This window comes from Nocardioides sp. REDSEA-S30_B4 (assembly GCF_001627265.1).
In the GTDB taxonomy this organism is placed as follows: domain Bacteria; phylum Actinomycetota; class Actinomycetes; order Propionibacteriales; family Nocardioidaceae; genus Nocardioides.
On the sequence record NZ_LUPI01000045.1, the window covers coordinates 1 to 24,287 of the forward strand.

General features: G+C 71.5%; 20 protein-coding genes. 2 read left to right on the forward strand and 18 right to left on the reverse strand.

Annotated elements, in window-relative coordinates; genetic code table 11:
• Positions 1–227: 227 nt before the first annotated feature.
• The 5 genes from A6R01_RS10435 to A6R01_RS10455 form a co-directional block, all read right to left on the reverse strand.
• On the reverse strand, positions 228–3,026 hold the full coding sequence (locus A6R01_RS10435; RefSeq protein ID WP_292605577.1) for an ExeM/NucH family extracellular endonuclease: 2,799 nt from the start codon (positions 3,024–3,026) through the stop codon (positions 228–230).
• Positions 3,027–3,216: 190 nt separating this feature from the next.
• On the reverse strand, positions 3,217–5,529 hold the full coding sequence (locus tag A6R01_RS10440) for a bifunctional UDP-sugar hydrolase/5'-nucleotidase (RefSeq protein ID WP_292605579.1): 2,313 nt from the start codon (positions 5,527–5,529) through the stop codon (positions 3,217–3,219).
• 232 nt (positions 5,530–5,761) lie between these two features.
• A complete protein-coding gene (gene pgsA, locus A6R01_RS10445) occupies positions 5,762–6,370 on the reverse strand; it encodes a CDP-diacylglycerol--glycerol-3-phosphate 3-phosphatidyltransferase (RefSeq protein WP_292605581.1) in 609 nt (202 codons plus the stop codon).
• 43 nt (positions 6,371–6,413) lie between these two features.
• Positions 6,414–7,814: a 30S ribosomal protein S12 methylthiotransferase RimO gene (gene rimO / locus A6R01_RS10450; RefSeq protein WP_292605615.1), complete on the reverse strand. Its 1,401-nt coding sequence runs from the start codon at positions 7,812–7,814 to the stop codon at positions 6,414–6,416.
• Between the two features lie 129 nt (positions 7,815–7,943).
• On the reverse strand, positions 7,944–8,669 hold the full coding sequence (locus A6R01_RS10455) for a helix-turn-helix domain-containing protein (RefSeq protein WP_292605583.1): 726 nt from the start codon (positions 8,667–8,669) through the stop codon (positions 7,944–7,946).
• 190 nt (positions 8,670–8,859) lie between these two features.
• Between A6R01_RS10455 and A6R01_RS10460 the strand changes: the two genes are divergently transcribed.
• Entirely contained in the window at positions 8,860–9,504 is a 645-nt protein-coding gene (locus tag A6R01_RS10460; RefSeq protein ID WP_292605585.1) for a hypothetical protein, read from the forward strand.
• Here A6R01_RS10460 and A6R01_RS10465 read toward each other — a convergent pair.
• From A6R01_RS10465 to gcvT, 12 genes are all read right to left on the reverse strand, one after another.
• Positions 9,489–12,155 carry a DNA translocase FtsK gene (locus A6R01_RS10465; RefSeq protein ID WP_292605587.1) on the reverse strand — a complete coding sequence of 889 codons (2,667 nt, stop codon included), beginning with the start codon at positions 12,153–12,155 and terminating at the stop codon, positions 9,489–9,491. The two genes, A6R01_RS10460 and A6R01_RS10465, sit on opposite strands and share 16 nt — an antisense overlap.
• Positions 12,156–12,342: 187 nt before the next feature.
• Positions 12,343–13,956: a Na+/H+ antiporter NhaC family protein gene (locus A6R01_RS10470; protein WP_292605590.1), complete on the reverse strand. Its 1,614-nt coding sequence runs from the start codon at positions 13,954–13,956 to the stop codon at positions 12,343–12,345.
• A gap of 85 nt (positions 13,957–14,041) precedes the next feature.
• On the reverse strand, positions 14,042–15,727 hold the full coding sequence (locus tag A6R01_RS10475) for a ribonuclease J (protein WP_292605592.1): 1,686 nt from the start codon (positions 15,725–15,727) through the stop codon (positions 14,042–14,044).
• Between the two features lie 62 nt (positions 15,728–15,789).
• Positions 15,790–16,686, reverse strand: a complete 897-nt coding sequence (gene dapA / locus A6R01_RS10480) for a 4-hydroxy-tetrahydrodipicolinate synthase (protein WP_292605594.1) — start codon at positions 16,684–16,686, stop codon at positions 15,790–15,792.
• 10 nt (positions 16,687–16,696) lie between these two features.
• Positions 16,697–17,644, reverse strand: a complete 948-nt coding sequence (locus A6R01_RS10485; RefSeq protein ID WP_292605596.1) for an LLM class F420-dependent oxidoreductase — start codon at positions 17,642–17,644, stop codon at positions 16,697–16,699.
• Positions 17,645–17,686: 42 nt separating this feature from the next.
• Entirely contained in the window at positions 17,687–18,166 is a 480-nt protein-coding gene (locus A6R01_RS10490) for a dihydrofolate reductase (protein ID WP_292605598.1), read from the reverse strand.
• 10 nt (positions 18,167–18,176) lie between these two features.
• On the reverse strand, positions 18,177–19,001 hold the full coding sequence (locus A6R01_RS10495) for a thymidylate synthase (RefSeq protein WP_292605600.1): 825 nt from the start codon (positions 18,999–19,001) through the stop codon (positions 18,177–18,179).
• A 50-nt stretch (positions 19,002–19,051) separates the two neighbouring features.
• The gene (locus A6R01_RS10500) at positions 19,052–19,918 is read right to left on the reverse strand and encodes a serine protease (protein ID WP_292605602.1); all 867 of its coding nucleotides are present in this window, start codon (positions 19,916–19,918) and stop codon (positions 19,052–19,054) included.
• Between the two features lie 30 nt (positions 19,919–19,948).
• The gene (locus A6R01_RS10505) at positions 19,949–20,800 is read right to left on the reverse strand and encodes a PhzF family phenazine biosynthesis protein (RefSeq protein ID WP_292605605.1); all 852 of its coding nucleotides are present in this window, start codon (positions 20,798–20,800) and stop codon (positions 19,949–19,951) included.
• A gap of 16 nt (positions 20,801–20,816) precedes the next feature.
• A complete protein-coding gene (locus A6R01_RS10510; RefSeq protein WP_292605607.1) occupies positions 20,817–20,960 on the reverse strand; it encodes a hypothetical protein in 144 nt (47 codons plus the stop codon).
• A gap of 116 nt (positions 20,961–21,076) precedes the next feature.
• Positions 21,077–21,346, reverse strand: a complete 270-nt coding sequence (locus A6R01_RS10515; RefSeq protein WP_292605609.1) for a hypothetical protein — start codon at positions 21,344–21,346, stop codon at positions 21,077–21,079.
• Position 21,347: 1 nt separating this feature from the next.
• Entirely contained in the window at positions 21,348–22,475 is a 1,128-nt protein-coding gene (gene gcvT / locus A6R01_RS10520; RefSeq protein ID WP_292605611.1) for a glycine cleavage system aminomethyltransferase GcvT, read from the reverse strand.
• A 179-nt stretch (positions 22,476–22,654) separates the two neighbouring features.
• Here gcvT and A6R01_RS10525 point away from each other — a divergent pair, with 179 nt between their 5' ends.
• Complete coding sequence (locus tag A6R01_RS10525; protein WP_292605613.1) at positions 22,655–23,767, forward strand: gamma-glutamyltransferase; 1,113 nt, start codon at positions 22,655–22,657, stop codon at positions 23,765–23,767.
• Positions 23,768–23,813: 46 nt separating this feature from the next.
• Here the strand turns inward: A6R01_RS10525 and hspQ are convergent, their stop codons facing one another.
• Positions 23,814–24,158, reverse strand: coding sequence for a heat shock protein HspQ (gene hspQ, locus A6R01_RS10530; protein ID WP_366925105.1), 345 nt, complete (start codon positions 24,156–24,158; stop codon positions 23,814–23,816).
• Positions 24,159–24,287 lie beyond the last annotated feature (129 nt).

The following is a 24,287-nucleotide window of genomic DNA, read 5'->3' on the forward strand; positions in this document are numbered from 1 at the left end:
CTCGCCCCGCTCTGCAGACGCCACCACCGAGCCAAGACCCACCCATCCCCCGACGGGCGATGGGACTACGCCCAGCTCACCCCCACCACCTGGCTCTGGACCAGTCCCCACAGCCTGCGGTTCCTCGTCCACCCCGACGGCACCACCGAGCTCTGACGGCGCCCGCTGCACACACGACAGCGCCGGCCGCGATCCTGGGATCGCGACCGGCGCTGCTCTGTGATGACTCAGCGACGCACGGTCAGTTGCTTCGTCTTCTCCGAGGCCGCGACCGCCTCGTCACCGGCGTACGACGCGGTGATGGTGTACTCGCCCGGCTTCCGGAACGGGTTGCGCATCCGCAGGGTCGCGCGCCCCTTCTTGTCCAGCGTGGCGGTCTTCTCCTTGCCACCCGCCTCGACGGTCACCGTGCCGGTGGGGACCCCGGCGCTGCTGCGGACGGTGACCTTCAGCGTGACCTTGCCCTTGCCCGCCTTCGGCTGCTTGGGCCGGACCTTCAGCAGGACACGTGACGGCGCGGTCTCCGGGGCGTCGGCGACCAGGTCGAGGCCGACCTTGACCGGGTCGTGGTCGCTGGAGCGGAACGGACCGGCGTCGTGGAAGTCGGTGCCGTGGTAGTTCCAGCGGGAGTACTCCATCGCGACGGACTCACCGGAGTTGATGTTCCAGATGTCCACGCCGGTGACGGCGGCCAGCGCCGCGTCGTTGGCGAGCACGTGGTCCAGCGAGCCGGACAGGCCGCTGAAGGAGTAGGACCACTCCTCCTCGTCCGAGACCGTCTGGGTGTTGGTGTAGCCGGCGTCGTGGAGGACCTGCATCGGGTCCTCCATCGAGTAGGCGTTGAAGTCACCGGCGAGCAGCACCGCGTCGGTGCCGGTCTCGGCCGCGACGCCGGGGACCCAGGCCGCCAGGGCCTCGGCCTGCTCGACGCGGTCGGGGTTGGCGTTGCCCTGGCCCGTGCCGTCGTCGACACCGGAGCCCTTGGACTTGAAGTGGTTCACGATGAAGAGGAACTCCTCGCCGCCCCCGACGGGCGCGAAGACCTGCCCGATCGGCTCGCGGGCGTTGCCGAAGGCCTGGCCGGAGGCCGACTGGTCACCCAGCGCCCGGGCCTCGCCTACACGCTCGACCGACGCCGGCTGGTAGATGATCGCGTTGGTGATGACGTCCTGCTCCGAGGCCGGCGGGAGCTCGGCCGAGGACGGGTTCGCCGCCCACTTCTGCTCCCCCGCCGCCGCGTTGAGCGCGGCGACCAGGGCCTCGGTGGCCTCGTCGGGCTGCTCGCCCAGGGCCGCGGAGTTCTCGATCTCCATCAGGCCGACGACGTCGGCGTCGAGGGTGTTGATCGCCGAGACGATCTTCTCCTGCTGACGCTGCAGGTCCTGGGGGTCCCAGGCGCCGCGCTGGTCGCAGCCACCGCGCACGTTGTTGCCGTCGCCGTCGCGGTCGACGTAGGCCAGGCAGCCGTCGTCGCCCACGTTGTCGTCGTCGGCGTCACCGAGGGTCGTGAAGTAGTTGAGCACGTTGAAGGACGCCACGCTCAGGTCGCCACCGACCTCCTCGGGGGCCGCGGTGCGGGTGTTCTCGAAGACCGCCGGCGAGGTCGCGGTGTAGTCCGGACCGCTCACCGAGGTCGTCGGCTGGAAGCGGTACGTCGGGCTGCTGGGCGAGCCGCCCTGGGTCAGCACCACGGGCTCGGTGAAGGTCGCCGCAGCGCCCACCCGGACCGGGTCGGTGTTGGAGACGTAGGGCGGGGTCAGGAACTGGCTGCGGGTGTAGTCGGTGCTCGACCCGTCGTCCAGCGTGATCGCGCGGGCGGCGTTGTCGGCCTCGACCGCGGCGATGGCGGCGAGGTCCTGGGCGTCGGCGACCTCGGTCGGCTGGATGAGCGGGGTGTCGCCCAGGGCCAGGCCGACCTCGCCGTACTGGTTGGTGGAGTAGGTGTTCGTCACCGTGAAGCGCTCGCCGGTTGGGTCGAACAGCATGCCCTCCAGCGCCTCCTTCTCGGCGTCCGAGGCGGGCCAGGCGCCGGCGTACGCGGTCACCGGCTCGGTCGGCTCGAGCTCGACGACCTCGGCCTCGGAGGAGACGACCTGCGTGGCGCCGGCGTACTCCGAGACCTCACCGGTGACCTCGACGTGGTCGCCGGGCTCGACGGTGATGCTGCCCGAGCCCTGGGGGAAGTAGACGAACACGCCGTCGGAGGCCGTGCGCTCGGTCTCGCCGCCGGTGCCGGGGGTCTGGAGGTAGAAGCCGTAGAGGTACTGCGGCACCGCGGTGACCACGCCGGTCGTGACGACCTCGGTGCCGACCAGCGGGCTGGTGAAGCCGTCGCCCTGGATCTCCGCGATGGTCGCCTCGGTGGGCTCCGGCTCCGGCTCCGGCTCGGGCTCGCTCCCGGTGCCGGTCGGCGTCGGGGCACCGGTGGTGAACTCGGCGCCGTTCTCGTCGGCGTCGGGAGCCGTGCGCGAGGACGAGGTCGTGTTGGAGACCCCGGCGGCCTTGGCCGTGCCCTCCCACGTGTTGCTGTTGACGCCGAGCAGGTCGACGACGCCCGGGAGCACCCCGACCGAGCCGGTCGGCAGCGTGAGCGGCTCGGTGCCGGAGGACAGCCACACGGTGAAGGCGGAGCCGGACATCGCGGTCGTGCCGACGACGTCGGGCGTCGGCAGCGACTCCGTGCCGCCCGAGCCCTGCGCCTGCTGGACGAGGTAGTAGCCGCCGGCGGGCACGGTGCCGGACAGCTCCGTCACGGCCCCGGCGCCGGTGCCGCCCGAGGAGCGGTACTGCACCGACATCCCGTCGACGCTGATCGCCGCGTCGGTGGGGTTGTGCAGCTCGATGAAGTCGTGGGTGAGGGTGGCGCCGGAGTTGCCGCCGCCGCCGTAGGCCTCACTGATGACGAGGCCGGTGCTGGCGGCCTGGGCGGGCGCCAGGCTGAGGCCGGTGGCCAGGGTGGCGAGGCCGAGCGAGCCGGCGCTGAACAGCGCGAGCCGGCGGCCTGCGCCCCGGGAGGTGGTGGGCACGGGTGACTGCCTTTCCGAGAGGGGTCCCGAGAGATCCGAGAACCGAGAGGGAGATCCGAGGTGACGGGCCGACGATGACGGGCCCAGATGGACCGACGGCGAACGCCTCCCGGCCGTCCGGGGACGACCGGGAGGCGTTCGCAATCAGGTGGTGCTCAGGTGGTGCACAGGTGCTGGGTCTGGCGCCGGGTCAGCGGACCTTGAAGCGCAGGGTGTCCGAGGCGTCGCCGTAGGAGACGGTGATGACCTGGACGCCCTTCTCGTCGAAGGGACCGATGCGCGTGACGGCCTTGCCCTTCTTGTTCAGCGTGACCTTCTTGTCCACGCCCGCACCGGAGAGGATGACCTTGCCCGAGGCCGGCTCGCCGTCGACCTTGACCTTGACGGTGACCTTGAGCTTCTTCTTGCCGGCCTTGAGCGGACCCTTGGGGTTGCGCTTCGCGGTCACGACGGCCATCTCGGGCTGGGCCTCGAAGGCGAGCGGCACCAGGATCTCGGTGCCGGTCGTCATGCCGGTGACCACCAGGCCGTCGGGGGCTCCGTAGTAGGTCGGGACAGTGCCCATGACCGAGGCGGTGCCCGCCTCGTCGTCGTTGGCGCTCTCGGCGACGGTCGGGTCGACCGCGAAGGTGCCGAGGCTCTTGCCTCCGACGCTTACCTCGACCTCGTCGTCCACGAGGGCGTCGATGCCGGCGGTGGGCGCCATGATCAGCGAGGACAGCTCGACCTCGAGCTCGTCACCCGGCGCGTACGACGCCGGGGCACCCTCGGGGAGGGTGGCACCGATCGAGCGCTGCTCGGCGTCCACCGGCAGGGCCTCGGAAGAGGCGAACTCGTCCATGAAGTCGACCATGGCCTGCAGGTCGGCGTACCCGGTGTCGGTCGGGTCGCTGCCCTCGGCGAGGGTGAAGAAGTTGTCGCCACCCGAGGCCAGGAAGGAGTTGGCGACGACCGAGTAGGTCTCCTCCATCTCGATCGGCATCTCGTCGAGCCACATGCCGGTGACGTGCTCGCCGGCGGAAGCGGTGGGGTCGTAGCTCCACTCGAAGCCGTCGGAGACGCCGAGGTGCAGGATCGGGCGCGAGGAGCCGTCGGGCTGCCACTGCTCCTCCAGCACCGACTTCAGCTGCTCACCGGTCAGGTCCAGCTTGACTAGGGTGTTGGCGAAGGGCTGGACGACGGCGGCCTGCTTGTAGGTCAGGACGGCCGGGTAGCCCTCGGCGTTCTCGCCGAGCATGTCCGCACGCAGACCGCCGGGGTTGATGAAGCCGATCTGGGTGTCGGCCGCCCAGCGCTGGGCCTCGGCGACCAGGTTGCCGACTGTGGACTCGCCACCGCGGTTCTCAGTGGTGCCGTTGCCGGCCTTGGCGCGGGTGAACGGGCCCGCGATCTCGCCCAGGGGCTGGGCGCCGAGCTCGTCGGAGACCGCCACCGCGGCGTCGACGATCGCCTTGACCTCGGGGTCCTCGGCGAAGGGGTCCTCGGTGCGCGCGACGTTGATGATCTCGCTGCCGTCACCGACCTTGAGGAACGGGTCGGCCTGGCCGTCGGCGTCGACGGTGAAGGTCAGGCGGTTGATGTTGAGGCCGTACTGACCGGCCGAGACGACCGGACGCGGCTGCAGAGGCGCGTCGGCCGGGGCGATCAGGCAGTCGTAGGCCAGGTGCGTGTGACCCGAGATGATCGCGTGCACCGACGAGTCGACGCCCTGCACGATCGACCCGAAGTCGGTGTCGTCGGCCAGGTCGGCGATCGCGTCGCAGTCGGTCGTCGGGGCGCCCTCGTGCACGAGCATGACGATCAGGTCGACACCCTCGGCCTCCAGCGCGTCGGCCTCGGTGTTGACGGCGTCGACGATGTCGGTGACCTCGAGGTCGGCGATGCCGGCCGGGGAGACCAGCTCGGGCAGGTGCTCGGTGACGGCGCCGATGAAGCCGACCTCGACGGCGGAGTCGCCCTCGCCGATGGTCTGCACGTAGGTGGGCTCCAGCGCGTCCTCGCCGGAGTCCTTCATCTTCACGTTGGCGCCGATGTAGGTCCACTCGGCCCCGCCGCGCGGGTTGGTGTCGGCGTCGAAGGGAGCCATCACCCGGTTGACCAGGTCGTCGTAGCCCTGGTCGAACTCGTGGTTGCCCACCGCGGAGACGTCCAGACCCGCGGCGTTGAGGACGTCGAGGGTCGGCTTGTCCTGCTGGATGAACGACTCGAAGGTCGAGGCACCGATGAGGTCGCCGGCAGCGGCGAAGATGGTGTTCTCCTCGCCGTACTCCGCACGGACGGAGTCCACGGCGGTGGCGAGCTTGGCCGCGCCGCCCGCGTCACGTGCGGCGAGCAGCCGACCGTGGAAGTCGTTGATGCCGACGATGGTGACGTCGACGGGCGAGAGGGCGTGGGCGGCTGGGGCCTGGACTACGACGGTCGCCGAGGTGGCGGCGACCGCGAGCCCGAGGCCGAGCGCTGCGGCGCGTCGGCGCAGCGGCGAGGACCCGGAGCGTGAGTGCACTGGGGGAACCCTTCAGGTGGGGCTGGTATGGACCGGCGCACCGTAACCCTGCAAGAGGGCTCTTCGACCGGCCCGATCGTTAACGTCGCGTGACACCTGCACGAAAGGCGGGATCCGGTGAAGGATTGCCATCACGCACCTGGCCGGATGGTCAGGTGTTGCCTCTGGCGCCGCCCGAGCACCCCGTGATGAGGTGGGTGATTGCCCTCGCCCGAGGGGGTCGACCGGTGGGTCAGCCGCGCAGCTGGTGGCGCTGCTTCCAGACGTCGCGGTAGAACTCCCAGCCCGACCACAGCGTCAGCCCGACGGCGACCGCCAGCAGCCCCTGCGAGACGTAGAACAGCACCTCGCCGGGCGTCTGCAGCGCCGCGGGCAGGTCCGGGTCGCGCAGCGGCAGCACCAGCCCACCCAGCGCCAGCCCCTGGGCGGTGGTCTTCCACTTGCCGAGGTCCTTGGCCGCGATGACGACCTTGGACAGCACCGAGAGCCGCAGCAGCGTCACACTCCACTCGCGCAGCAGCACGATGATGGTCACCCACCACCAGATGTCGCCCACGACGGCCAGCCCGATGAAGGCCATGCCGGTGATCGCCTTGTCGGCGATGGGGTCGGCGATCTTGCCGAAGTCGGTGACCAGGTTGCGCGCGCGGGCGATGTCCCCGTCGATCTTGTCGGTGATCATCGCGACCGCGAAGATCGCGTAGGCGATCGTGCGCCACGTCGCGGACTCGCCCCCGTCGACCAGCAGCGCCCAGCCGAAGAACGGCACCATCACGATGCGCAGGCTCGTGAGGAGGTTCGGCAGGTTCCAGTTGCTGGGCTTCTGGGACGTCTCGGTCACGGGCACTCCTGGGTCAGGGCGTGGGGTCAGACGGACGAGCGGGTCAGGACGGGTCGAGCGGGCGGGCGACCAGGTCGATGCCGTCGGTGTCGACGACCTCGGCGCGGACGATCTCCCCCACCGAGGCGGTCGTGTCGTCGAGGCCGTCGAGCAGCGTCGTACCGTCGACCTCGGGGCCCTGCAGGGCCGCGCGGCCGACGACCTCGCCGTCCTCGACCGACTCCACGAGCACCTCGACGACCTCGCCGATGCGCTCCTCGGCGCGCTCGGCGGTCAGCTGCTCGACCAGGGAGGTGACGTGCTCGGCGCGGGCGCGCACCTCGTCCTCGTCGAGCTTGTCCTCGAAGCCGGCGGCCTCGGTGCCGTCCTCGTCGGAGTAGCCGAAGACGCCGGTGACGTCCATCCGCGCGGCGACGAGGAAGTCGCACAGCGTCTGGAGGTCCTCCTCGGTCTCCCCGGGGAAGCCGACGATGACGTTGGAGCGCACGCCGGCCTCGGGCGCCAGGGCGCGGACCTGCTCGAGCAGGCCGAGGAAGGACTCGGGGTCACCGAACCGGCGCATCCTGCGCAGCACCGTGGCGCTGGCGTGCTGGAAGGACAGGTCGAAGTAGGGCACGACGCCCGGCGTGGAGGCGATCGCCTCGATCAGGCCGGGGCGGGTCTCGGCGGGCTGCAGGTAGGACACCCGCACCCGCTCGACACCGTCGACCGCCGCCAGCTCGGGCAGCAGAGTCTCGAGGAGCCGGATGTCGCCGAGGTCCTTGCCGTACGACGTGGAGTTCTCGCTGACGAGGAAGAGCTCCTTCACGCCCTGGCCGGCCAGCCAGAGCGCCTCCTCGAGCACGTCGGTGGGTCGCCGCGAGACGAAGGAGCCGCGGAAGGACGGGATCGCGCAGAACGAGCACCGGCGGTCACAACCGCTGGCCAACTTCAGCGACGCGGTCGGACCGGACTCCAGGCGCCGGCGCACCGACGCGGGACCCGAGGCATGGCCCGGGACGGCGGCGGTGGACATCGAGCGCTCGACCGGGGTGATCGGGAGCAGCAGGCGGCGGTCGCTCGGGGTGTGCGCCTGGTGGGACTCGCCGGCCAGGATGCCGCGCAGCCGGTCGGCGATGTCGGGGTAGTCGTCGAAGCCGAGCACCGCGTCGGCCTCGGGCAGCGACTCGGCGAGGTCCTTGCCGTAGCGCTCGGCGAGGCAGCCGACGGCCACGACGGCCTGCGCCTTCCCGCCGTGCTCGGTCTTGAGGTCGGCGGCCTCGAGCAGGGCGTCGACGGAGTCCTTCTTGGCCGCCTCGACGAAGCCGCAGGTGTTGACCACCACGGTGTCGGCGTCCTCGGCGTTCTCGACCAGGCGGAACCCGCCGGCCTCGAGCCGACCGGCGAGCTCCTCGGAGTCCACGTCGTTGCGTGCACACCCCAGGGTCACCATCGCCACCGACAGCAGTGGCCGCTCCGGGGTGGGGTCGGCTGCGGTCGGGGTGGCGGTGGACTCAGGTGTGTGGGTACTCATGACGACTCGTCAGTATGGCGGGCCGCTCCGGCACGCACCTACTCCGCGACTACTCCGCGACTACTCCGCGACGAAGGTGTCCTGCGCCTGACGACCCGTCGCACCGAGGGCACCGTGATCGACGCCACCCACGCTGACCTGCACCGAACCGTCCGAGGACTGCACCCGCACCGGCTGGGAGACCTTCGGCAGGACCTTGACCTGGCCGAAGGCCAGCGTGCCCTTGTAGACCAGCTCGTTGGCGCCGTCGCGCACCACGACCTCGGCTCCCCCGCCCGCGGCGGTGAGCACCACCGGCACCTTGGTGCCCGTGGCGGTCGTGCCGCTGGTGGTGGTCAGACTGGGCAGCGGGTCCCGGACCTCGACCGGGCTGTCGGTGACCAGCCGGGCGACCGACCACGCGAGCACGAGCGCCATCACGGCCGCCACGAGGACCGACCAGTTGGGGCCGCCCCGGGTGCCGCGCAGGGCACCGCCCTGGCCGAGCTCGGCCTCGAAGACGCGGCGCGGGGTGACCGGCGCGTCGGCGTACCGCTCGTCGTAGGAGGCGACCAGCGGGGCCGCGTCGATGCCGAGCACGCGCGCGAGGGTGCGCAGGTGGCCGCGGGCGTAGAAGTCGCCGCCGCACGGGCTGAAGTCGTCGACCTCGACGGCCTCGATGACGTGCGGGCGGATGCGGGTGCGGTCGGCGAGCTGGTCGACGGTGAGACCCAGGCGGGTGCGGGCGGCGGCCAGCTCGGGACCGATGACCGGGTCGGGCGCCGGCTGCTCCTCCTCGGGCAGCACGATCGGCTCGACCGCGTGGCCCTCGCGGGCGATCGGGCGGACCCGGTCCCCCCAGACCTCGGTGTCCTCGACCAGGTCGACGCTGCCGGGGCGCCGCAGCTCGCGGGCCTCGGGGAGCTCGGGACGGTCGGCGCGGCACAGGCGCGGCGCCGCCGCGCTCGGGCAGGAAGCGGGCGACGGAGTCGATGGCGTGGGCCAGCATCGGCCGCAGCCCCGCGTGCACGCGCTCGGGGGCCGGCTCGTGCCCGGGGACCTGGCTGCCGGGGACCTCGTGCTCGTCGTGCGCCGAGGAGCCGCCGTGGTGGTCCCCGTGGTCGTCCTGGTCCCCATCGTGGTCGCCCTCGTGCCACTCCTCGTCGGAGACGTAGGTGTAGCCGTCGATCTCGGCGACCTCGCAGCGGTCCTGCGCCAGCGCGGCCAGGGCGTCGACGACGTCGCCGTCGGTCAGGCCGGTGACCCGCGTCGAGAGCGAGAGCGGGACCTGGATCGGGTCCTCACCGCTGAGCACGTCGATCGAGCCGTCACGCAGGAAGCGCCGGCGCGGCAGCACCTCGACGGCCTGGATCTCGGTCCAGGGCAGCCCCCGCCACTCCTTGCCCGTGCGCAGGCGCACCCCGAGGTCGTCGGCGACGAAGAGCGGCGCCCGGGCGTCGAGGACGCCCTGGGCGTGCACGAGGGCGATGAGGGCGAGCACCAGCGCCAGGACCCAGTCCAGGGCGGTGCCGCCGGAGGCGGCACGGGTGAGGTACGCCGCGGCGACCACGCCCGCGACGACACCGGTGCTCGCGGTGAGCAGCGTGTTGCGTCGTACTTCCACGTTCACATCTCCCCCTGAAGGGTCGCGATGACACCGTCGACCTCGTCGGGCTTCACGAGCACGTCGCGAGCCTTCGAGCCCTCACTGGGACCGACCACGCCTCGGGACTCCAGGATGTCCATGAGGCGACCGGCCTTGGCGAAGCCCACGCGGAGCTTGCGCTGCAGCATCGAGGTGGAGCCGAACTGCGTCGACACCACGAGCTCCACGGCCTGGACCACCAGGTCGAGGTCGTCGCCGATGTCGTCGTCGAGCTCCTTCTTGCTCTGCTGGGGAGCGGTGACGTCCTCGCGGTACGACGGCTCCAGCTGCTCCTTGCAGTGCTTGACCACCTGGGCGATCTCGGCCTCGGTGACCCAGGCTCCCTGGACGCGCACCGGCTTGGAGGCGCCCATCGGCAGGAACAGCCCGTCACCCTGGCCGACCAGCTTCTCCGCGCCCGGCTGGTCGAGGATGACCCGGCTGTCGGCGAGGCTGGAGGTGGCGAAGGCCAGGCGGCTCGGCACGTTGGCCTTGATCAGGCCGGTCACCACGTCGACCGAGGGGCGCTGGGTGGCCAGCACCAGGTGGATGCCGGCCGCGCGGGCCAGCTGGGTGATGCGGACGACCGCGTCCTCCACGTCGCGCGGGGCGACCATCATCAGGTCGGCGAGCTCGTCGACGATGACCAGGAGATAGGGGTAGGGCTCGAGCGTGCGCTCGGAGCCCAGCGGCACCTCGACCTTGCCCGCCCGGACGGCCTTGTTGAAGTCGTCGATGTGGCGGAACCCGAAGTTGGCCAGGTCGTCGTAGCGCAGGTCCATCTCGCGCACGACCCAGGCGAGCGCCTCGGCGGCCTTCTTGGGGTTGGTGATGATCGGGGTGATCAGGTGCGGGACGCCCTCGTAGGCGTTCAGCTCCACCCGCTTGGGGTCGACCATGATCATCCGGACCTCGTCGGGCGTGGCCCGCATCAGCACCGAGGTGATCATCGAGTTGATGAAGCTGGACTTTCCGGAGCCGGTGGCACCGGCGACCAGCAGGTGCGGCATCTTCGCGAGGTTGGCGACGACGAAGCCGCCCTCGACGTCCTTGCCGAGGCCGGCCACCATCGGGTGGTGGTCGGCACGGGCCCGGCCCGAGCGGAGCACGTCGCCGAGGGAGACGATCTCCTTGTCGAGGTTGGGGATCTCCACGCCGACCGCGGACTTGCCGGGGATCGGGCTGAGGATGCGCACGTCCGCACTGGCCACCGCGTAGGCGATGTTGCGCTGGATGTTGGTGATCTTCTCGACCTTCACGCCGGGGCCGAGCTCGACCTCGTAGCGCGTGACGGTCGGGCCGCGGGTGTAGCCGGTGACCTGGGCGTCGATGGAGAACTCCTCGAGCACCTGGGTCAGCCGGTCCACGACCTCGTCGGAGGCCTTGGACCGCGCCTTGTGCGGCGAGCCCTCCTTCAGCACCTCGGTCGCGGGCAGGCTGTAGGTGATGTCGCCGGAGAGCTGGAGCTGCTCCACGCGGGGCGGCAGGTCGGCGTGCGGCGGCGGCTCGAGGACGTCCTTGTGGCCGTCGGCGGTCGGGGACGTCGCGCCGGCGTCGACCGCGGCCATCGCCTCGGTGGGCACGTCGTCGAAGATCGCCAAGCCGGCGTCGGTGTCGCTCCTGGAGCCGCCGTCCTCCTCCAGCGCGACGTCGAGCGCGTCCTTGCCGCGCTTCTTGCGGCCCTTGGCGGAGGTCTCCTCCACCAGCGGGGTGTCGTACGCCGGGTAGCCCTCGGGCTCGAGGCCGTCCTCGCCCTTGCGCGAGCGGCGTCGCGTGATCGGCTCGTCCTCCTCGTGCACCCGGCCCAGGGCCCGGTCGCGCAGGTCGGCGAGCTTGTCGGGCACCTGGTAGACGGGCGTGGCGGTGATGACGAGGACCCCGAAGACGCCGAGGAGGAGCAGCAGCGGGACGACGAGGTAGGTGGTGCGCAGCAGGTCGAGCAGCAGCGAGGAGACGACGTACCCGACCGCTCCCCCGCCCTCCTGCAGCGGCGTGGCGTCGCCGGCGACCGGCTGAGGGCTGCCGTTGGCGACGTGGACGATGCCGAGCAGGCCGAAGGACAGGGCGGTCCAGCCGATGACCTGCCGGCCGGCGGGACCGTGGCCCACGGGGTCGCGCATGACGCGCCACCCGGCCCAGACCAGGACCATCGGGACGAACCAGCCGATCTTGCCGACGGTGCCGGCGACGGCGAACCGCACCGGGTCGGTCACCGGGCTCTGCACCTGGAACCACACCGCGGCGGCGGAGACCAGCGCGAGGGCGACCAGCACCAGGCCGGCACCGTCGCGCCGGTGCTCGGGCTCGAGGTCGCGGGCACCGCGGCCGATGCCGCGGGCCACGGCACCGATGCCGTGGGCGACGGCCAGCCAGAACGCGACGACCCCCCGCAGCACCGCGCCGAGCGCGAGGCCGACCGGGTTAGGTCCGCTGCGCACCGAGCGCGGGGCCGGCCGCGAGGTCGTCGACTTCTTCGCCGACGACTTCTTGGGCGCAGGCTTGCGCGCCGGCGGCCGCTTGGCCGCGCTCTTGGTGGTGGAGGTACTCCGTGGTCGGGTGCCCGTGCTCGTGCCGCTGCGCGTGCTGGTGCTGCGGCTGGACGTGCTCGTGCTCCGCGACCCCGGCGGGGAAGACGTACGGGTCGCCATGGTCACGACCCTAGGCGACCACCACACGAGTCACAGGGATTGACTCACGTCCCACCCTCACGTGTCGCTTGAGGGTTTTCCGGAGCCACGTCCGAGCGGAGCGAGGGACTCGACGCGAGGAGGTGAGCGAGCCCGCGACCGAGGCACGAGGTCGCGACGGCGTGTCGAGCCCGGTCGAACCGGCGTATCAATACGCCGGCTCGGCGTCCCGTGGCTGGTCGTCGGGGTCCGGGAGCGCGTCGAGGGGTGGGGAGAGCCGGCGGGCGCCGAGCAGGACGGCGGCGCCGACCAGCATGGTGACCACGAAGCCGATGGTGGTGGAGCCGGTGAGCGCGAGGCCGCAGTAGCCGGCCGTGGCGGCGACCACGGCGACGGCGACGTACGGCAGCTGAGTGGTGACGTGGGTGATCACGTTGCACCCGGCACCGGTCGAACTGAGGATCGTGGTGTCGGAGATCGGCGAGGAGTGGTCGCCGGCCACCGCGCCGGCCAGCACGGCCCCGAGCACCGGGAGCAGCAGCTCGGGTGCGTCGACGGCGTTGACGATGCCGCCGGCGATCGGCAGCAGGAGCCCGAAGGAGCCCCAGCTGGTGCCGGTGGCGAAGGCCATCGCCAGGGCGACCAGGAAGACGACGGGGACCAACCACTCGGTGGGCAGCGAGGAGTCCTCGACGAGGCCGCCGAGGTACTCCCCCGTACCGAGGGAGTCGATCAGCGAGCCGAGCATCCACGCCAGCAGCAGGATGCTGACGGCCGGCCACATCGACCGCAGGCCCTCCCACCAGCCCCGACCGAAGGTCGAGCGGCTGAACTTGGGGTTGGAGGCGGTGTCGCGGGAGTAGTAGTAGAGCGCTGCGAGCAGCGCCGGCGCCGCACCGACCAGCAGGGACCAGGTGACGTCGGCCTCGGCGAGCAGGTCCAGCGGGGCCCAGGACCCGGAGGCGCGCACCCCGCTCCACACGATGCCGGCCAGCACGCCGAGCACCAGCAGCACGAACGGCACCACCAGCGCCCGCTTGGCGCCGGGCCGGTGGACGGGCAGGTCCTCGGAGAGCTGGCCCGGGATGTCGTCGCCGGGCTCATAGGTCCTGCCCTCCTCCAGGGCGCGTCGCTCCTCGCGGCGCATCGGGCCGAGGTCGACGTTGAGCGCGACCACGAGCACCACCATCAGCAGCGCCGCCCAGGCGTAGTAGTTGGCTGCCGCGGCCCGGACGTAGGCGCCGAGGTCGCTCACGGTCAGCGCCGACGCGGCGATGATCGGTGTGAAGATGCCCAGGATGTAGGCGCCCCAGCTCGAGAAGGGCATCAGCACGGCCACGGGTGCCGAGGTCGAGTCGACCAGGTAGGTCAGCTTGGCGCGCGAGACCCGGTGCCGGTCGGTGATCGGCCGGCTGACCTGGCCGACGGTCAGGGCGTTGAAGTAGTCGTCGACGAAGATTGCGCCACCCAGGGCCGCCGGCAGCGCGATGGCGCCGCGCCGGGTGCGGATGCGCTCGTGCGCCCAGTCGGCGAAGGCCCGGGTGCCGCCCGACATCGACACGAAGGCGGTGATGACGCCGAGCGCCAGGGTGAAGAGGAGGATGTAGACGTAGGTGGTGTTGAGCTCGCCGTCGCTCCAGAAGATCTGGGCGAACGCCGACCACAGCTCCTCGAGGGTGTCGACGGGGCTGAGGTCGGCGACCAGCAGTGCCGCCGAGACCACGCCGAGCCCGAGGCTCAGCAGGACCTTGCGGGTGGTCACCGCCAGCCCGATGGCCAGCACGGGGGGCAGCAGGGTCAGCAGCGGGTAGTCGTCGATCACGTCGCACCTCCTGGGTGGGCCGGGAGGTTACTCCTCGCCCCGGAGCGACGGACCACCCCGGCGGACCAGGGTCGGCGTCGCGCCCTCAGGCGTCGATGACCACCGGGATGATCATCGGCCGACGACGGTGGGTGTTGGACACCCAGCGACCGATCACCCGGCGTACGGTCTGCTGCAGCTGGTAGGAGTCGGTGGCCCCGTCGGCGACGGCCCTGTCGAGCGCGTCGATGATGGCGGGCTTGACGTCCTCGAAGACCGAGTCGTCCTCGGCGAAGCCGCGGGCGTGGATCTCCGGGCCGCCGGCGACCTTCCCGGAGACCGAGTCCATGACGACGATGACCGAGATGAAGCCCTCCTCGCCGAGGATCCGCCGGTCCTTGAGGTCGGACTCGGTGATGTCGCCGACGGAGGATCCGTCGACGAAGACGTAGCCGCAGTCGACCTTGCCCGCGACCGACGCGACCCCGTCGACGAGGTCCACCACGACCCCGTCCTCGGCGATGACGACGTTCTCGACGCCGGTCATCCTCGCCAGCGCGGCGTTGGCCTGCATGTGCCGGATCTCGCCGTGCACCGGCAGCACGTTGCGCGGCTTGACGATGTTGTAGCAGTACAGCAGCTCGCCGGCCGAGGCGTGCCCGGAGACGTGCACCATGGCGTTGCCCTTGTGCACGACCTTCGCGCCCCACCGGGCCAGGCCGTTGATCACGCGGTAGACCGCGTTCTCGTTGCCGGGGATGAGCGAAGACGCGAGCAGGACGGTGTCGCCCTCCTCGATGTGCACGAAGTTGTGGGTGCGCTGGGCGATCCGCGAGAGCGCCGACATCGGCTCGCCCTGCGAGCCGGTCGAGATCAGCACCTGGTGCTGCGGCGGCAGGTGCGCGAGCTCCTTGGCGTCGACGATCGTGCCCGGCGGGATCGTGAGGTAGCCCAGGTCGCGGGCGATGCCCATGTTGCGCACCATCGAGCGGCCGACGAAGGCGACCTGGCGCTCGTGGGCGTACGCCGCGTCGAGCACCTGCTGCACGCGGTGCACGTGCGAGGCGAAGCAGGCCACGATGATCCGCTGCTGCGACTCGCGGAAGACCTGGTCGATGACCGGCGTGATGCCGCGCTCGGTCGGGGTGAAGCCCGGGGTCTCGGCGTTGGTGGAGTCGGTGAGGAAGAGGTCGACGCCCTCCTCCCCCAGCCGCGCGAAGGCCCGCAGGTCGGTGATCCGGCCGTCGAGCGGCAGCTGGTCCATCTTGAAGTCGCCGGTGTGCAGCACCAGCCCGGCGGGCGTGCGGATGGCGACGGCCAACGCGTCGGGGATGGAGTGGTTGACCGCGACGAACTCGAGCTCGAAGGGCCCGAAGGTGATCTTCTCGCCCTCCTTCACCACGTGGTGGACGGTCTCCTTGAGCCGGTGCTCGCGCAGCTTGGAGCCCAGCAGCGCCAGCGTCAGCTCCGAGCCGACCAGCGGGATGTCACCCCGCTCGCGCAGGAGGTACGGCGTCGCGCCGATGTGGTCCTCGTGACCGTGGGTCAGCACGAGCGCCTCGACGTCGTCGAGCCGGTCGCGGATGGATGACCAGTCGGGGAGGATCAGGTCGACGCCGGGCTGGTGGTCCTCGGGGAAGAGCACGCCGCAGTCGACCATCAGGAGACGACCGGCGTACTCGAAGGCGGTCATGTTGCGCCCCACCTCGCCGAGACCACCGAACGGGGTGACCCGCAGGGCTCCCTCGGGCAGCGGTTCGGGTGCGGTGAGCTCGGGGTGCGGGTGTGACATTTCGTCCTGTTCTGCCGGGTCGTCCGGTGGTCGGGTGGTGCCGGGGTGCTGGCCGGCGGTGCCTAGAGCAGGTCGGCCGCCTCCAGGCCGGTGCGCAGCGCGGCGAGCTCCTCGTCGTCGAGGGGCACCAGCGGAGAGCGCACGCGGCGGTTGTCGAGCACGCCGAGGAGCTCCAGGCCCCCCTTGGCGGTGGTGGCGCCGTAGTTGGCGACACCCATGACGGCCTCGAAGGCCGGCAGGAGCCGCTGGTAGGTCGCCAGGGCGTTGGCGTGGTCGCCACCGAGGAAGTCCTCGATCATCGAGGCGATCTCGCTGCCGGCGACGTGACCGACGACCGACACGAGGCCGCAGGCGCCGTGGGCGAGGAAGCCGAGGGTGTTGACGTCGTCGCCGGAGTAGACGGCGTAGCCCATCTGAGCCAGGCGCGCGGCGCGCGGCATGTCGCCGACGGCGTCCTTGACCGCGACGACCTGCTCCCAGCCCAGCGCCTCCTCGTAGGTCTCCAGGCCGATGGTGGAGCCGGTGCGGCCAGGGACGTCGTAGAGCATCACGGGCAGCTCGGCGGCGTCGATGACCTGCCGGAAGTGGTGGAGGATGCCGCGCTGTCCGGGCTTGTTGTAGTAGGGCGAGACCAGGAGCACCGCGTCGGCGCCCTTCTCGCGTGCCTGCTTGGCCAGCACCAGCGAGGTGCGGGTGTCGTTGGTGCCGACACCGGCCACCAGCGGCACGTCGGGGCCGACCGCGTCACGCACCGCGGCGAGGACCTCGCCGTCCTCGTCGGTGGTGGTCGTGGGCGACTCGCCGGTGGTCCCGGAGACCACCAGCCCGTCGTGACCGTGCGCCAGCAGGTGCTTGGCGACCCGCTGCACCCCGTCGAGGTCGAGGCTGCCGTCGTCGAGGAACGGCGTGGCCATCGCGGTCAGCATCCGACCGAAGGGTGCGACGGGGGCGGAGGTCATGGGGCCAAGGTTATGGGATCTGCGGGACGACCTGCTCGGCGACCAGCCGCAGGTGGTCGAGGTCGCCCAGGTCGAGGGTCTGCAGGTACAGCCGCGACTGCCCGGTCTCTGCGTAGCGGCCGATCTTGTCGACCACCTCGGGCACCAGCCCGGCCAGCCCGTTCTCCCGCAGCTCGTCGACCTCGCGCCCGATCGCTGCGGCCCGGCGGGCCAGATCGGCCTCGTTCTCGGCGACGCACAGCACCAGCGCCGAGGAGGTGGTCAGCGAGCCCGGGTCGCGGCCGATCTCCTCGCACGCGGCGTGCACGCGGGCGATCTGCTCGACCCCGGTGTCGAACGGCACGAACGGGAGGTTGAACTCGTCGGCGTACCGCGCGGCCAACACAGGGGTACGACGCTTGCCCACTCCCCCGATGAGCACCGGCGGTCCACCGGCGTGACCGTCGCGCTGCACGGGCTTGGGCAGGCCGGGCGACTCGCTGACCTGGTAGTGGGTGCCGTCGTAGGAGAAGCCACCGTCCTCGGCGGCCGGGGCCGACCACAGGCCCGTGACCACGGCCAGCTGCTCCTCGAACCGGTCGAAGCGCTCGGCGGTGCCGGGGAAGGGGATGGCGTACTTCTCGTGCTCCTGCACGAACCAGCCGGCGCCGATGCCGAGCTCGACGCGCCCGCCGCTCATCTGGTCGACGTTCGCGACCTGGATCGCCAGCGGACCGGGGTAGCGGAACGTGGCGCTGGTCATCATCGTGCCGAGGCGGATGGTGCTGGTCTCGCGGGCGAGACCAGCGAGCGTGGTCCAGGCGTCGGTGGGGCCGGGCAGGCCCGGGGTGCCCATCCCGAGGTAGTGGTCGGAGCGGAAGAACGCCCCGAACCCGAGCCGCTCGGCCTCGAGGGCGACCCGCAGGAGGTCGTCGTAGGTGGCGCCCTGCTGGGGCTCGGTGAAGATGCGCAGCTCCATGGCGCTCACCCTACGAAAGCGGCCCTCACCCGGCAGGCGGTGTCAGCGCCGGCGCAGCCAGACCCGGTCGAAGCCCTCGAGCTCGTCGCGCCGGGTCTCCTTCCAGTGGTGCCGGTCGAAGTCGGGGTAGAACACGTCGCCCTCGGGCTCGAGCGGGATCTCGGAGAGGACCTGCTCGGTGGCCAGCGGCATGGCGGCGGCGTAGACGCTGGCGCCGCCGGCGACGACGATCTCGCCGGGCAGCCGCGTGGCCTGCACCAGCGCGTCGTCGAGGTGGCGCGCCACGTGGACGTCGTCGCGGCCGGGCGACCAGGCGGGGTCGCGGGTCAGCACGATGGTCTCCCGGCCGGGCAGCGGCCGACCGATGGACTCGTAGGTGGTGCGACCCATGACCAGCACGTGGCCCATGGTCAGGTGCTTGAAGGCGGCCTGCTCCCCCGGCACCTTCCACGGGATGTCGGGGCCGTGGCCGATCACCCCGTTGCGGGCGACGGCGGCGACCAGGACGATCCTGCGACTCACGACGACCGCCTCAGACCGCGATCGGGGCCTTGATGACCGGGTGCGGGTCGTAGCCCGCGACCTCGATGTGCTCGAGCTCGAACTCGTCGAGCGCGGTGACCGAGGGGTCGAGCACCAGCGTGGGCAGCGGCCGCGGCTCCCGCGTGAGCTGGAGACGGGCCTGCTCGAGGTGGTTGAGGTAGAGGTGCGCGTCGCCGAGGGTGTGCACGAAGTCGCCGACCCCGAGGCCGGTCACCTGCGCGACCATGTGGGTCAGCAGCGCGTAGGAGGCGATGTTGAACGGCACGCCGAGGAAGACGTCGGCCGAGCGCTGGTAGAGCTGGCAGCTGAGCCGGTCCGGCCCGCCGTCGGGGTCAGGTGCGACGTAGAACTGGAACAGCGCGTGGCACGGCGCGAGCGCCATGTCGGGGATGTCCGCGACGTTCCACGCCGAGACCACGTGGCGCCGTGAGTGCGGGTCGCGGCGGAGGTTCTCCACGACCTGCGCCAGCTGGTCGATGTGCCGCCCGTCGGGTGTGGGCCACGAGCGCCACTGGGCGCCGTAGACCGGGCCGAGGTCGCCGGCCTCGTCGGCCCACTCGTCCCAGATGCTGATGCCTCGCTCCTGCAGCCAGCGCACGTTGGTGTCGCCGCGCAGGAACCACAGCAGCTCGCCGAAGACCGAGCGGGTGTGGACCTTCTTCGTCGTGACCAGCGGGAAGCCGCCTCCACGCTCGGGTGCCAGGTCGAAGCGCATCTGGTGCCCGAAGACCGACAGCGTGCCGGTGCCGGTGCGGTCGGTGCGCTCGACGCCCTCGTCGAGGATGCGGGTGAGGAGGTCGAGGTAGGCCTGCACGGGGCGAACGCTACCCGGGCAGCACCACGGGCGGCGTGCGCCGTCCGTGGCTACCGGCGGTTCTTCTTCCCGCCCTTGTTCTTGCCCTTCTTCTTGCCCTTCTTCTTGTCGGTCTTCTTGTCGGCCTTCAGCACGCCCTTGAGCCACCCGGAGATGCTGGGCGCGTTGATCTCGGCGTAGACGCCCGGGAAGAGCGGGAGTGCGCAGCCCAAGCCGTAGCTCACGGCACCGATCTGCACCGGCCGGCCGTTCTCGCGGTAGCCGAACAGCGGCCCACCGGAGTCGCCCTGGCAGGAGTCGCCGAGCAGCTCGGCGGCGCACACCTCGGTGTCGGGCGAGTACCCGAGCAGGCTGTTGGTCTGGCACTCCAGGTCGGTCGTCACGCGCACGTCCAGCTCCTTGAGCCGGTCCTGCACGCTGCCGACCTGGTAGGCGTCCAGTCCCCACCCGGCGACGGTCAGGGTGGAGCCGGGCTCCTCGAGGGGCTGGTCGTCCGCGCCGGCGAGCGCGATGCGCGGCGCCTTGATCTTCTTGGTGGTGCGCCACAGGGCGACGTCGCTCGACCCGGTCTCGTCGTAGTCCGGGTGGACCTTCATGCGGTCGATACGCAGCACCTGGCCACCACCTTGGGTGAGGTCGGTGCGACCGACCACGGCCTGGACCTCGTCGGGCTCGAAGACGGTGCAGTGGGCCGCGGTGAGGATCCACCGCTTGCCCACCACCGAGCCGCCGCAGAAGTGGCCGTCGGACCCTTCGGAGCCGGCGCGCTGCAGCGACACCATGAACCCGTGCTCACCGTCGTCGGCGGCGCCGCCGCCCACGATGGCGGTGGCGGGGGTCGAGCTGGTCACCGCAGCCAGCGGCGTGGCGAGCAGCAGGGCGGCCAGGGCGGAGCGGACGAGACGGCGCGAGGTCATGCTCCTCTCAACGCGTGGCCGGCCCACACGTCACGCCCGAAGATCCACACGTCCCTCGATCGTGGTGCAGGTCTCACCGCCGACCCGCACCTGCCCGTCCACCACCTCCACGTGCACGCGCCCGCGTCGCTGCAGTGCGGCGCCCTGCGCTGCGACGTACGACGTCGGCAGCCGCCCGGTCGAGGTCAGCCACTGCCCGAGGCCGGCCTGGAGGCTGCCGGTGACCGGGTCCTCGGTGATGCCCAGGCCCGGGCAGAAGGCGCGCACCTCCATCAGCACCTCTCCCCCGGGCTCGTGCAGAGCCGGCTCGTGCAGGCCGGCCACCCCGACGTCGAGCCCGTCGAAGGCCGACCAGTCCGGGCGTAGCGCGGTGACCGCGGCCGCGTCGGCCAGGAGCACACCGACCCATCCGGGGCCGTTGTCGACCCACTCCGCGTCGACGACCTCGGTGGCCTCGATACGCAGGGCACGCGCGATCCGGGCACGGTCCTCCTCGGAGACCGGGCCGCTGCGCACCAGCGGCGGCGCCTCGAGCGCCAGCCGCTCCCCCGCGTGGACGCGCACGAGCCCGGCGCCGCACTCCTGCACCAGCACGCCCTGGCTCGCGGCGACGCCACCGGCCTCGAGCCACGCGTGCGCCGACCCCAGGGTGGGGTGTCCGGCGAACGGCAGCTCACCGCCGGGGGTGAAGATGCGCAGGCGGTAGTCGGCCCCCGCGTGCGTGGGCCGCAGCAGGAACGTCGTCTCCGAGAGGTTGGTCCAGCGGGCGAACGCGGCCATCTGGTCGTCGGTGAGGTCGTCGGCGTCGTGCACGACCGCCACGGGATTGCCGGTCAGCGGACCGGAGCCGAAGACGTCGACGCAGCGGTAGGAGTGGGTCACCCCACGATCCTCTCGCTCACCTGGCCAGCAGCGCGGTCCGGTCCCCCGCGCCGCTGCGGGTCAGCACGAACTGCTGACGCGCGGAGATCTCGCCACCGTCACCGAGGCGGATCACCGGCGTGCCGAGCAGCTGCCTGACCTGGATGGACTCGGCGCCCACCTGGCGCAGCTGCGTGACGCCGACGACGTCGGGGCGCCGGGCGGTGGCGTACTCCTAGACGTCGGGGCGCGCGGCGCGATCGGTCCCCACCACTGCCACCTACGAGGTCGAGGTGCTCAGGCGTGCAGAGACATCGGGCCGTAGACCCGGCGCTCCAGCTCGAAGAGCGTCACGGCGTCGACTCCGTGCTCGGCCAGCTCGGCCCAGGTCTCGCCGACCCAGGACTCCGCATCGGCCTGGCTGGTGAAGCGCTGGTCGACGAGGTCGGCCGGGGCGTCGGCACCGAGGGTCACCTCCGCGCCGGAGGCGTCCTCCAGGCGCCACCACCACGGGCGCTCGGCGGCAGTGGGTGCGCGGAAGGTGGACGGCTGCTCGGGCAGGTTCATGTCAGGACTCCCGGACGGAGGGGTCGACGAAGGGCGGCTTGGTCAGGGCGAAGACCTCGCGACGGCCCCGCACGTCCACCGACACCTCGGCGTCGGCGGCGACGGTGGCGGCCACGAGCGCGAGCCCGACGCCCTTGCGCAGGGTCGGGGAGAAGGTGCCCGAGGTGACCTCGCCGACCGGGACGTCGGCGGTGAGCATGACCCGCATGTGCGGGCGCGGGATGCCGCGGCCCGTGGCGACGATGCCGCGCAGCACGCGCTGGGGGCCCTCCTCCCGCTGCCGGGTCAGCACCTCGCGGCCCCAGAAGGCCGGCTTCGACCAGCCCACGGCCCAGCCGAGGCGGGCCTCGACGGGGGTGATGTCCATGGAGATGTCCTGGCCGTGCAGCGGGTAGCCCATCTCGGTGCGCAGGGTGTCGCGGGCCCCGAGCCCGCAGGCGAGCATCCCGTGCTCCTCACCGGCGGCCAGCAGCGCGTCCCACAGGGACTCGGCCGCGTCGTTGGGCGCGACCAGCTCGTAGCCGCGCTCGCCGGTGTAGCCGGTGCGGCACACGGTCACCTCGTGGCCGTCGTGGGTGCCGGTGGAGAAGGCCATGTAGTCGTGGTCGACGGGCAGGCCGAGCGCGGTCAGCACCTCGTCGGACCTCGGCCCTTGGACCGCGAGCACGACGAGGTCGCGGTGCCGGTCGGTGACCTCGACGCCCTCGGGCGCGGCCGCCGCCAGTCGGCGCACGACCTCGGCGGTGTTGGCGGCGTTGGGCACCAGCAGCACGTCGTCGTCGGCGCGCAGGTAGACGATCAGGTCGTCGACGACGCCCCCGGTCTCGTCGTCGCAGCACAGGGTGTACTGCGCCTGCCCCACGCCGATGCGGCCGAGGTCGTTGGTCAGGCAGGAGTTCACGAAGTCGGCGGCCCCGGGACCGGTCACCGTCGCCTTGCCGAGGTGGCTGACGTCGAAGACGCCGACCGCCTCGCGGACCGCGGTGTGCTCCTTGACGACCCCGGCACCGGCGTACTCCAGCGGCATCGACCAGCCGCCGAACTCGGCGAGCTTGGCGCCGAGGGCCTCGTGCCTGGCGTGCAGTGGAGAGGTGAGCAGCGGGCCGTCGGTCTGGTCCTCCAGCGTCATGGCGCGAACCTATCGCAGCGCCCCGCTCGCCGAGCCGGCGTGTTGATGCGCCGGCTCGGCGGGCTCGGAGTGACGTCGGGGGCGCAGCGTGGTGCCCTGGCTATCCTGCGGCGGTGACCTCGTTCATCCTCCGCAGTGCCAGCCCCGCCAAGACCAAGGTCGACGCCGTCGTCGTGGGAGTGGTCGCGCAGGACTCCGGGGTCGACCTGGCTTCCGGCGGGGAGGAGGTGGGCAAGGCCTACGGCCGCAAGCTGCGACCGCTGCTGTCCTCGCTGTCGCTCAAGGGCAGCCTCGGCGAGACCACCCGCATCCCCACCGCCGGCGTCATCAACGCCCCGATGCTCGTCCTCGTCGGCCTGGGCGCGACCCCCTCGACCGCCGCCCTGCGCCGGGCCGCGGGCGCCGCGGCGCGGGCCGTGCCGAACGCGGCATCCGTCGCCCTGGCCCTGCCGACGCCCGGCGCCGCCGAGGTGCGGGCCGTGACCGAGGGGTGGCTGCTGGGCGGCTACCGCTTCACGACCTACCAGCGCGACACCGCGTCGGAGGCCACCGGTCCCGGCGAGGTCGTGGTGCTCAGCCCCGGCGCGCGCAAGCAGGAGGTCGTCACCGCGCTGGAGCAGGCCCAGGTCGTCGCCGACGCCGTCTCGGGCTGCCGCGACTGGGTCAACACGCCCCCGGGCGACCTCACTCCCCCGCTGTTCGCCGACGCCGTGGTGGCCGCCGCCGCGCCGCTGACCGAGGCGATCCACCGCGACACCATCTACATCACCGTGGTCGACCGCGACCGCATGGCCGTGTCGCTGATCTACTCGATCTTCCACGGCTTCGGCTCGGGCATCGCCTCGGACAAGTTCGGCATCCTGTTCCAGAACCGCGGCGCCGGCTTCACGCTGACCGAGGGCCATCCGAACGAGATGAAGGGCGGCAAGCGGCCGATGCACACGATCATCCCGGGCATGCTGCGCGAGAACGGTCGGGTGACAACGCCATTCGGCGTCATGGGCGGTGCCTACCAGCCGAATGGCCACGCGCGCTTTGTCACCAACCTGACCGACTTCGGCATGGACATGCAGTCGGCGATGGACGCGCCGCGCAGCTTCTCCGACAACGGCACCATGAATGTCGAAAAGGGCTACTCCGATGCCGTGCGGCAGGAACTGGCCGACATGGGCCATAAGGTCGCCGTGCCAAGCGATCCGCTCGGCGGGTCCCAGGCGATCCGGATTCGCGAGGATGGCGTGCTGGAAGGCGCGAGCGATCCCCGCAAGGACGGCTGCGCCATCGGCTACTGAGCGATAAGGCGCTGGCCGCTGCTGCGGCCACCGCCAGCTCGCTGCGTCAGTTCAGGTGAACGTGCAGCGGGTAGGACCCGTCCTGGAACGGTCCGAACATCTCGGGGATATCGGGGTGATCCACCGGCTCGCCGGAGTAATCTGCCACCAGGTTCTGCTCCGAGACATAGGCCACGTAGTAGCTCTGATCGTTCTCGGCGAGCAGGTGATAGAAGGGCTGTGCCTTGGCCGGACGGCTTTCTTCCGGGATCGCCTCGTACCATTCCTCGGTGTTGGCAAACTCCGGATCGACGTCGAAAACCACCCCCCGGAAGGGATGCTTCCGGTGGCGCACGACCTGGCCCAGGTTATATTTGGCACGTTTCGTCAACATATCTTCAGCCCCTGGCATCAACCAATACCCTTTTCCACCCCAAAATGTCCAATCCCGGGACCGGGATTTCGCAGAAACAGTCTGTGCCACCCAGTTTTACAGTGACTTAGCCCGAATTCGCCCGCGTTCTGACGGTTTCGTCAACGG

Bases quoted from the DNA above. Each gene is read 5' to 3' on its own strand.
- A6R01_RS10475 (WP_292605592.1), bottom strand. From the start codon at position 15,727: ATGTCACACCCGCACCCCGAGCTCACCGCACCCGAACCGCTGCCCGAG.
- A6R01_RS10515 (WP_292605609.1), bottom strand. From the start codon at position 21,346: ATGAACCTGCCCGAGCAGCCGTCCACCTTCCGCGCACCCACTGCCGCC.
- A6R01_RS10485 (WP_292605596.1), bottom strand. From the start codon at position 17,644: ATGGAGCTGCGCATCTTCACCGAGCCCCAGCAGGGCGCCACCTACGAC.
- A6R01_RS10465 (WP_292605587.1), bottom strand. From the start codon at position 12,155: ATGGCGACCCGTACGTCTTCCCCGCCGGGGTCGCGGAGCACGAGCACG.
- gcvT (WP_292605611.1), bottom strand. From the start codon at position 22,475: ATGACGCTGGAGGACCAGACCGACGGCCCGCTGCTCACCTCTCCACTG.
- A6R01_RS10500 (WP_292605602.1), bottom strand. From the start codon at position 19,918: ATGACCTCGCGCCGTCTCGTCCGCTCCGCCCTGGCCGCCCTGCTGCTC.
- dapA (WP_292605594.1), bottom strand. From the start codon at position 16,686: ATGACCTCCGCCCCCGTCGCACCCTTCGGTCGGATGCTGACCGCGATG.
- hspQ (WP_366925105.1), bottom strand. From the start codon at position 24,158: ATGCCAGGGGCTGAAGATATGTTGACGAAACGTGCCAAATATAACCTG.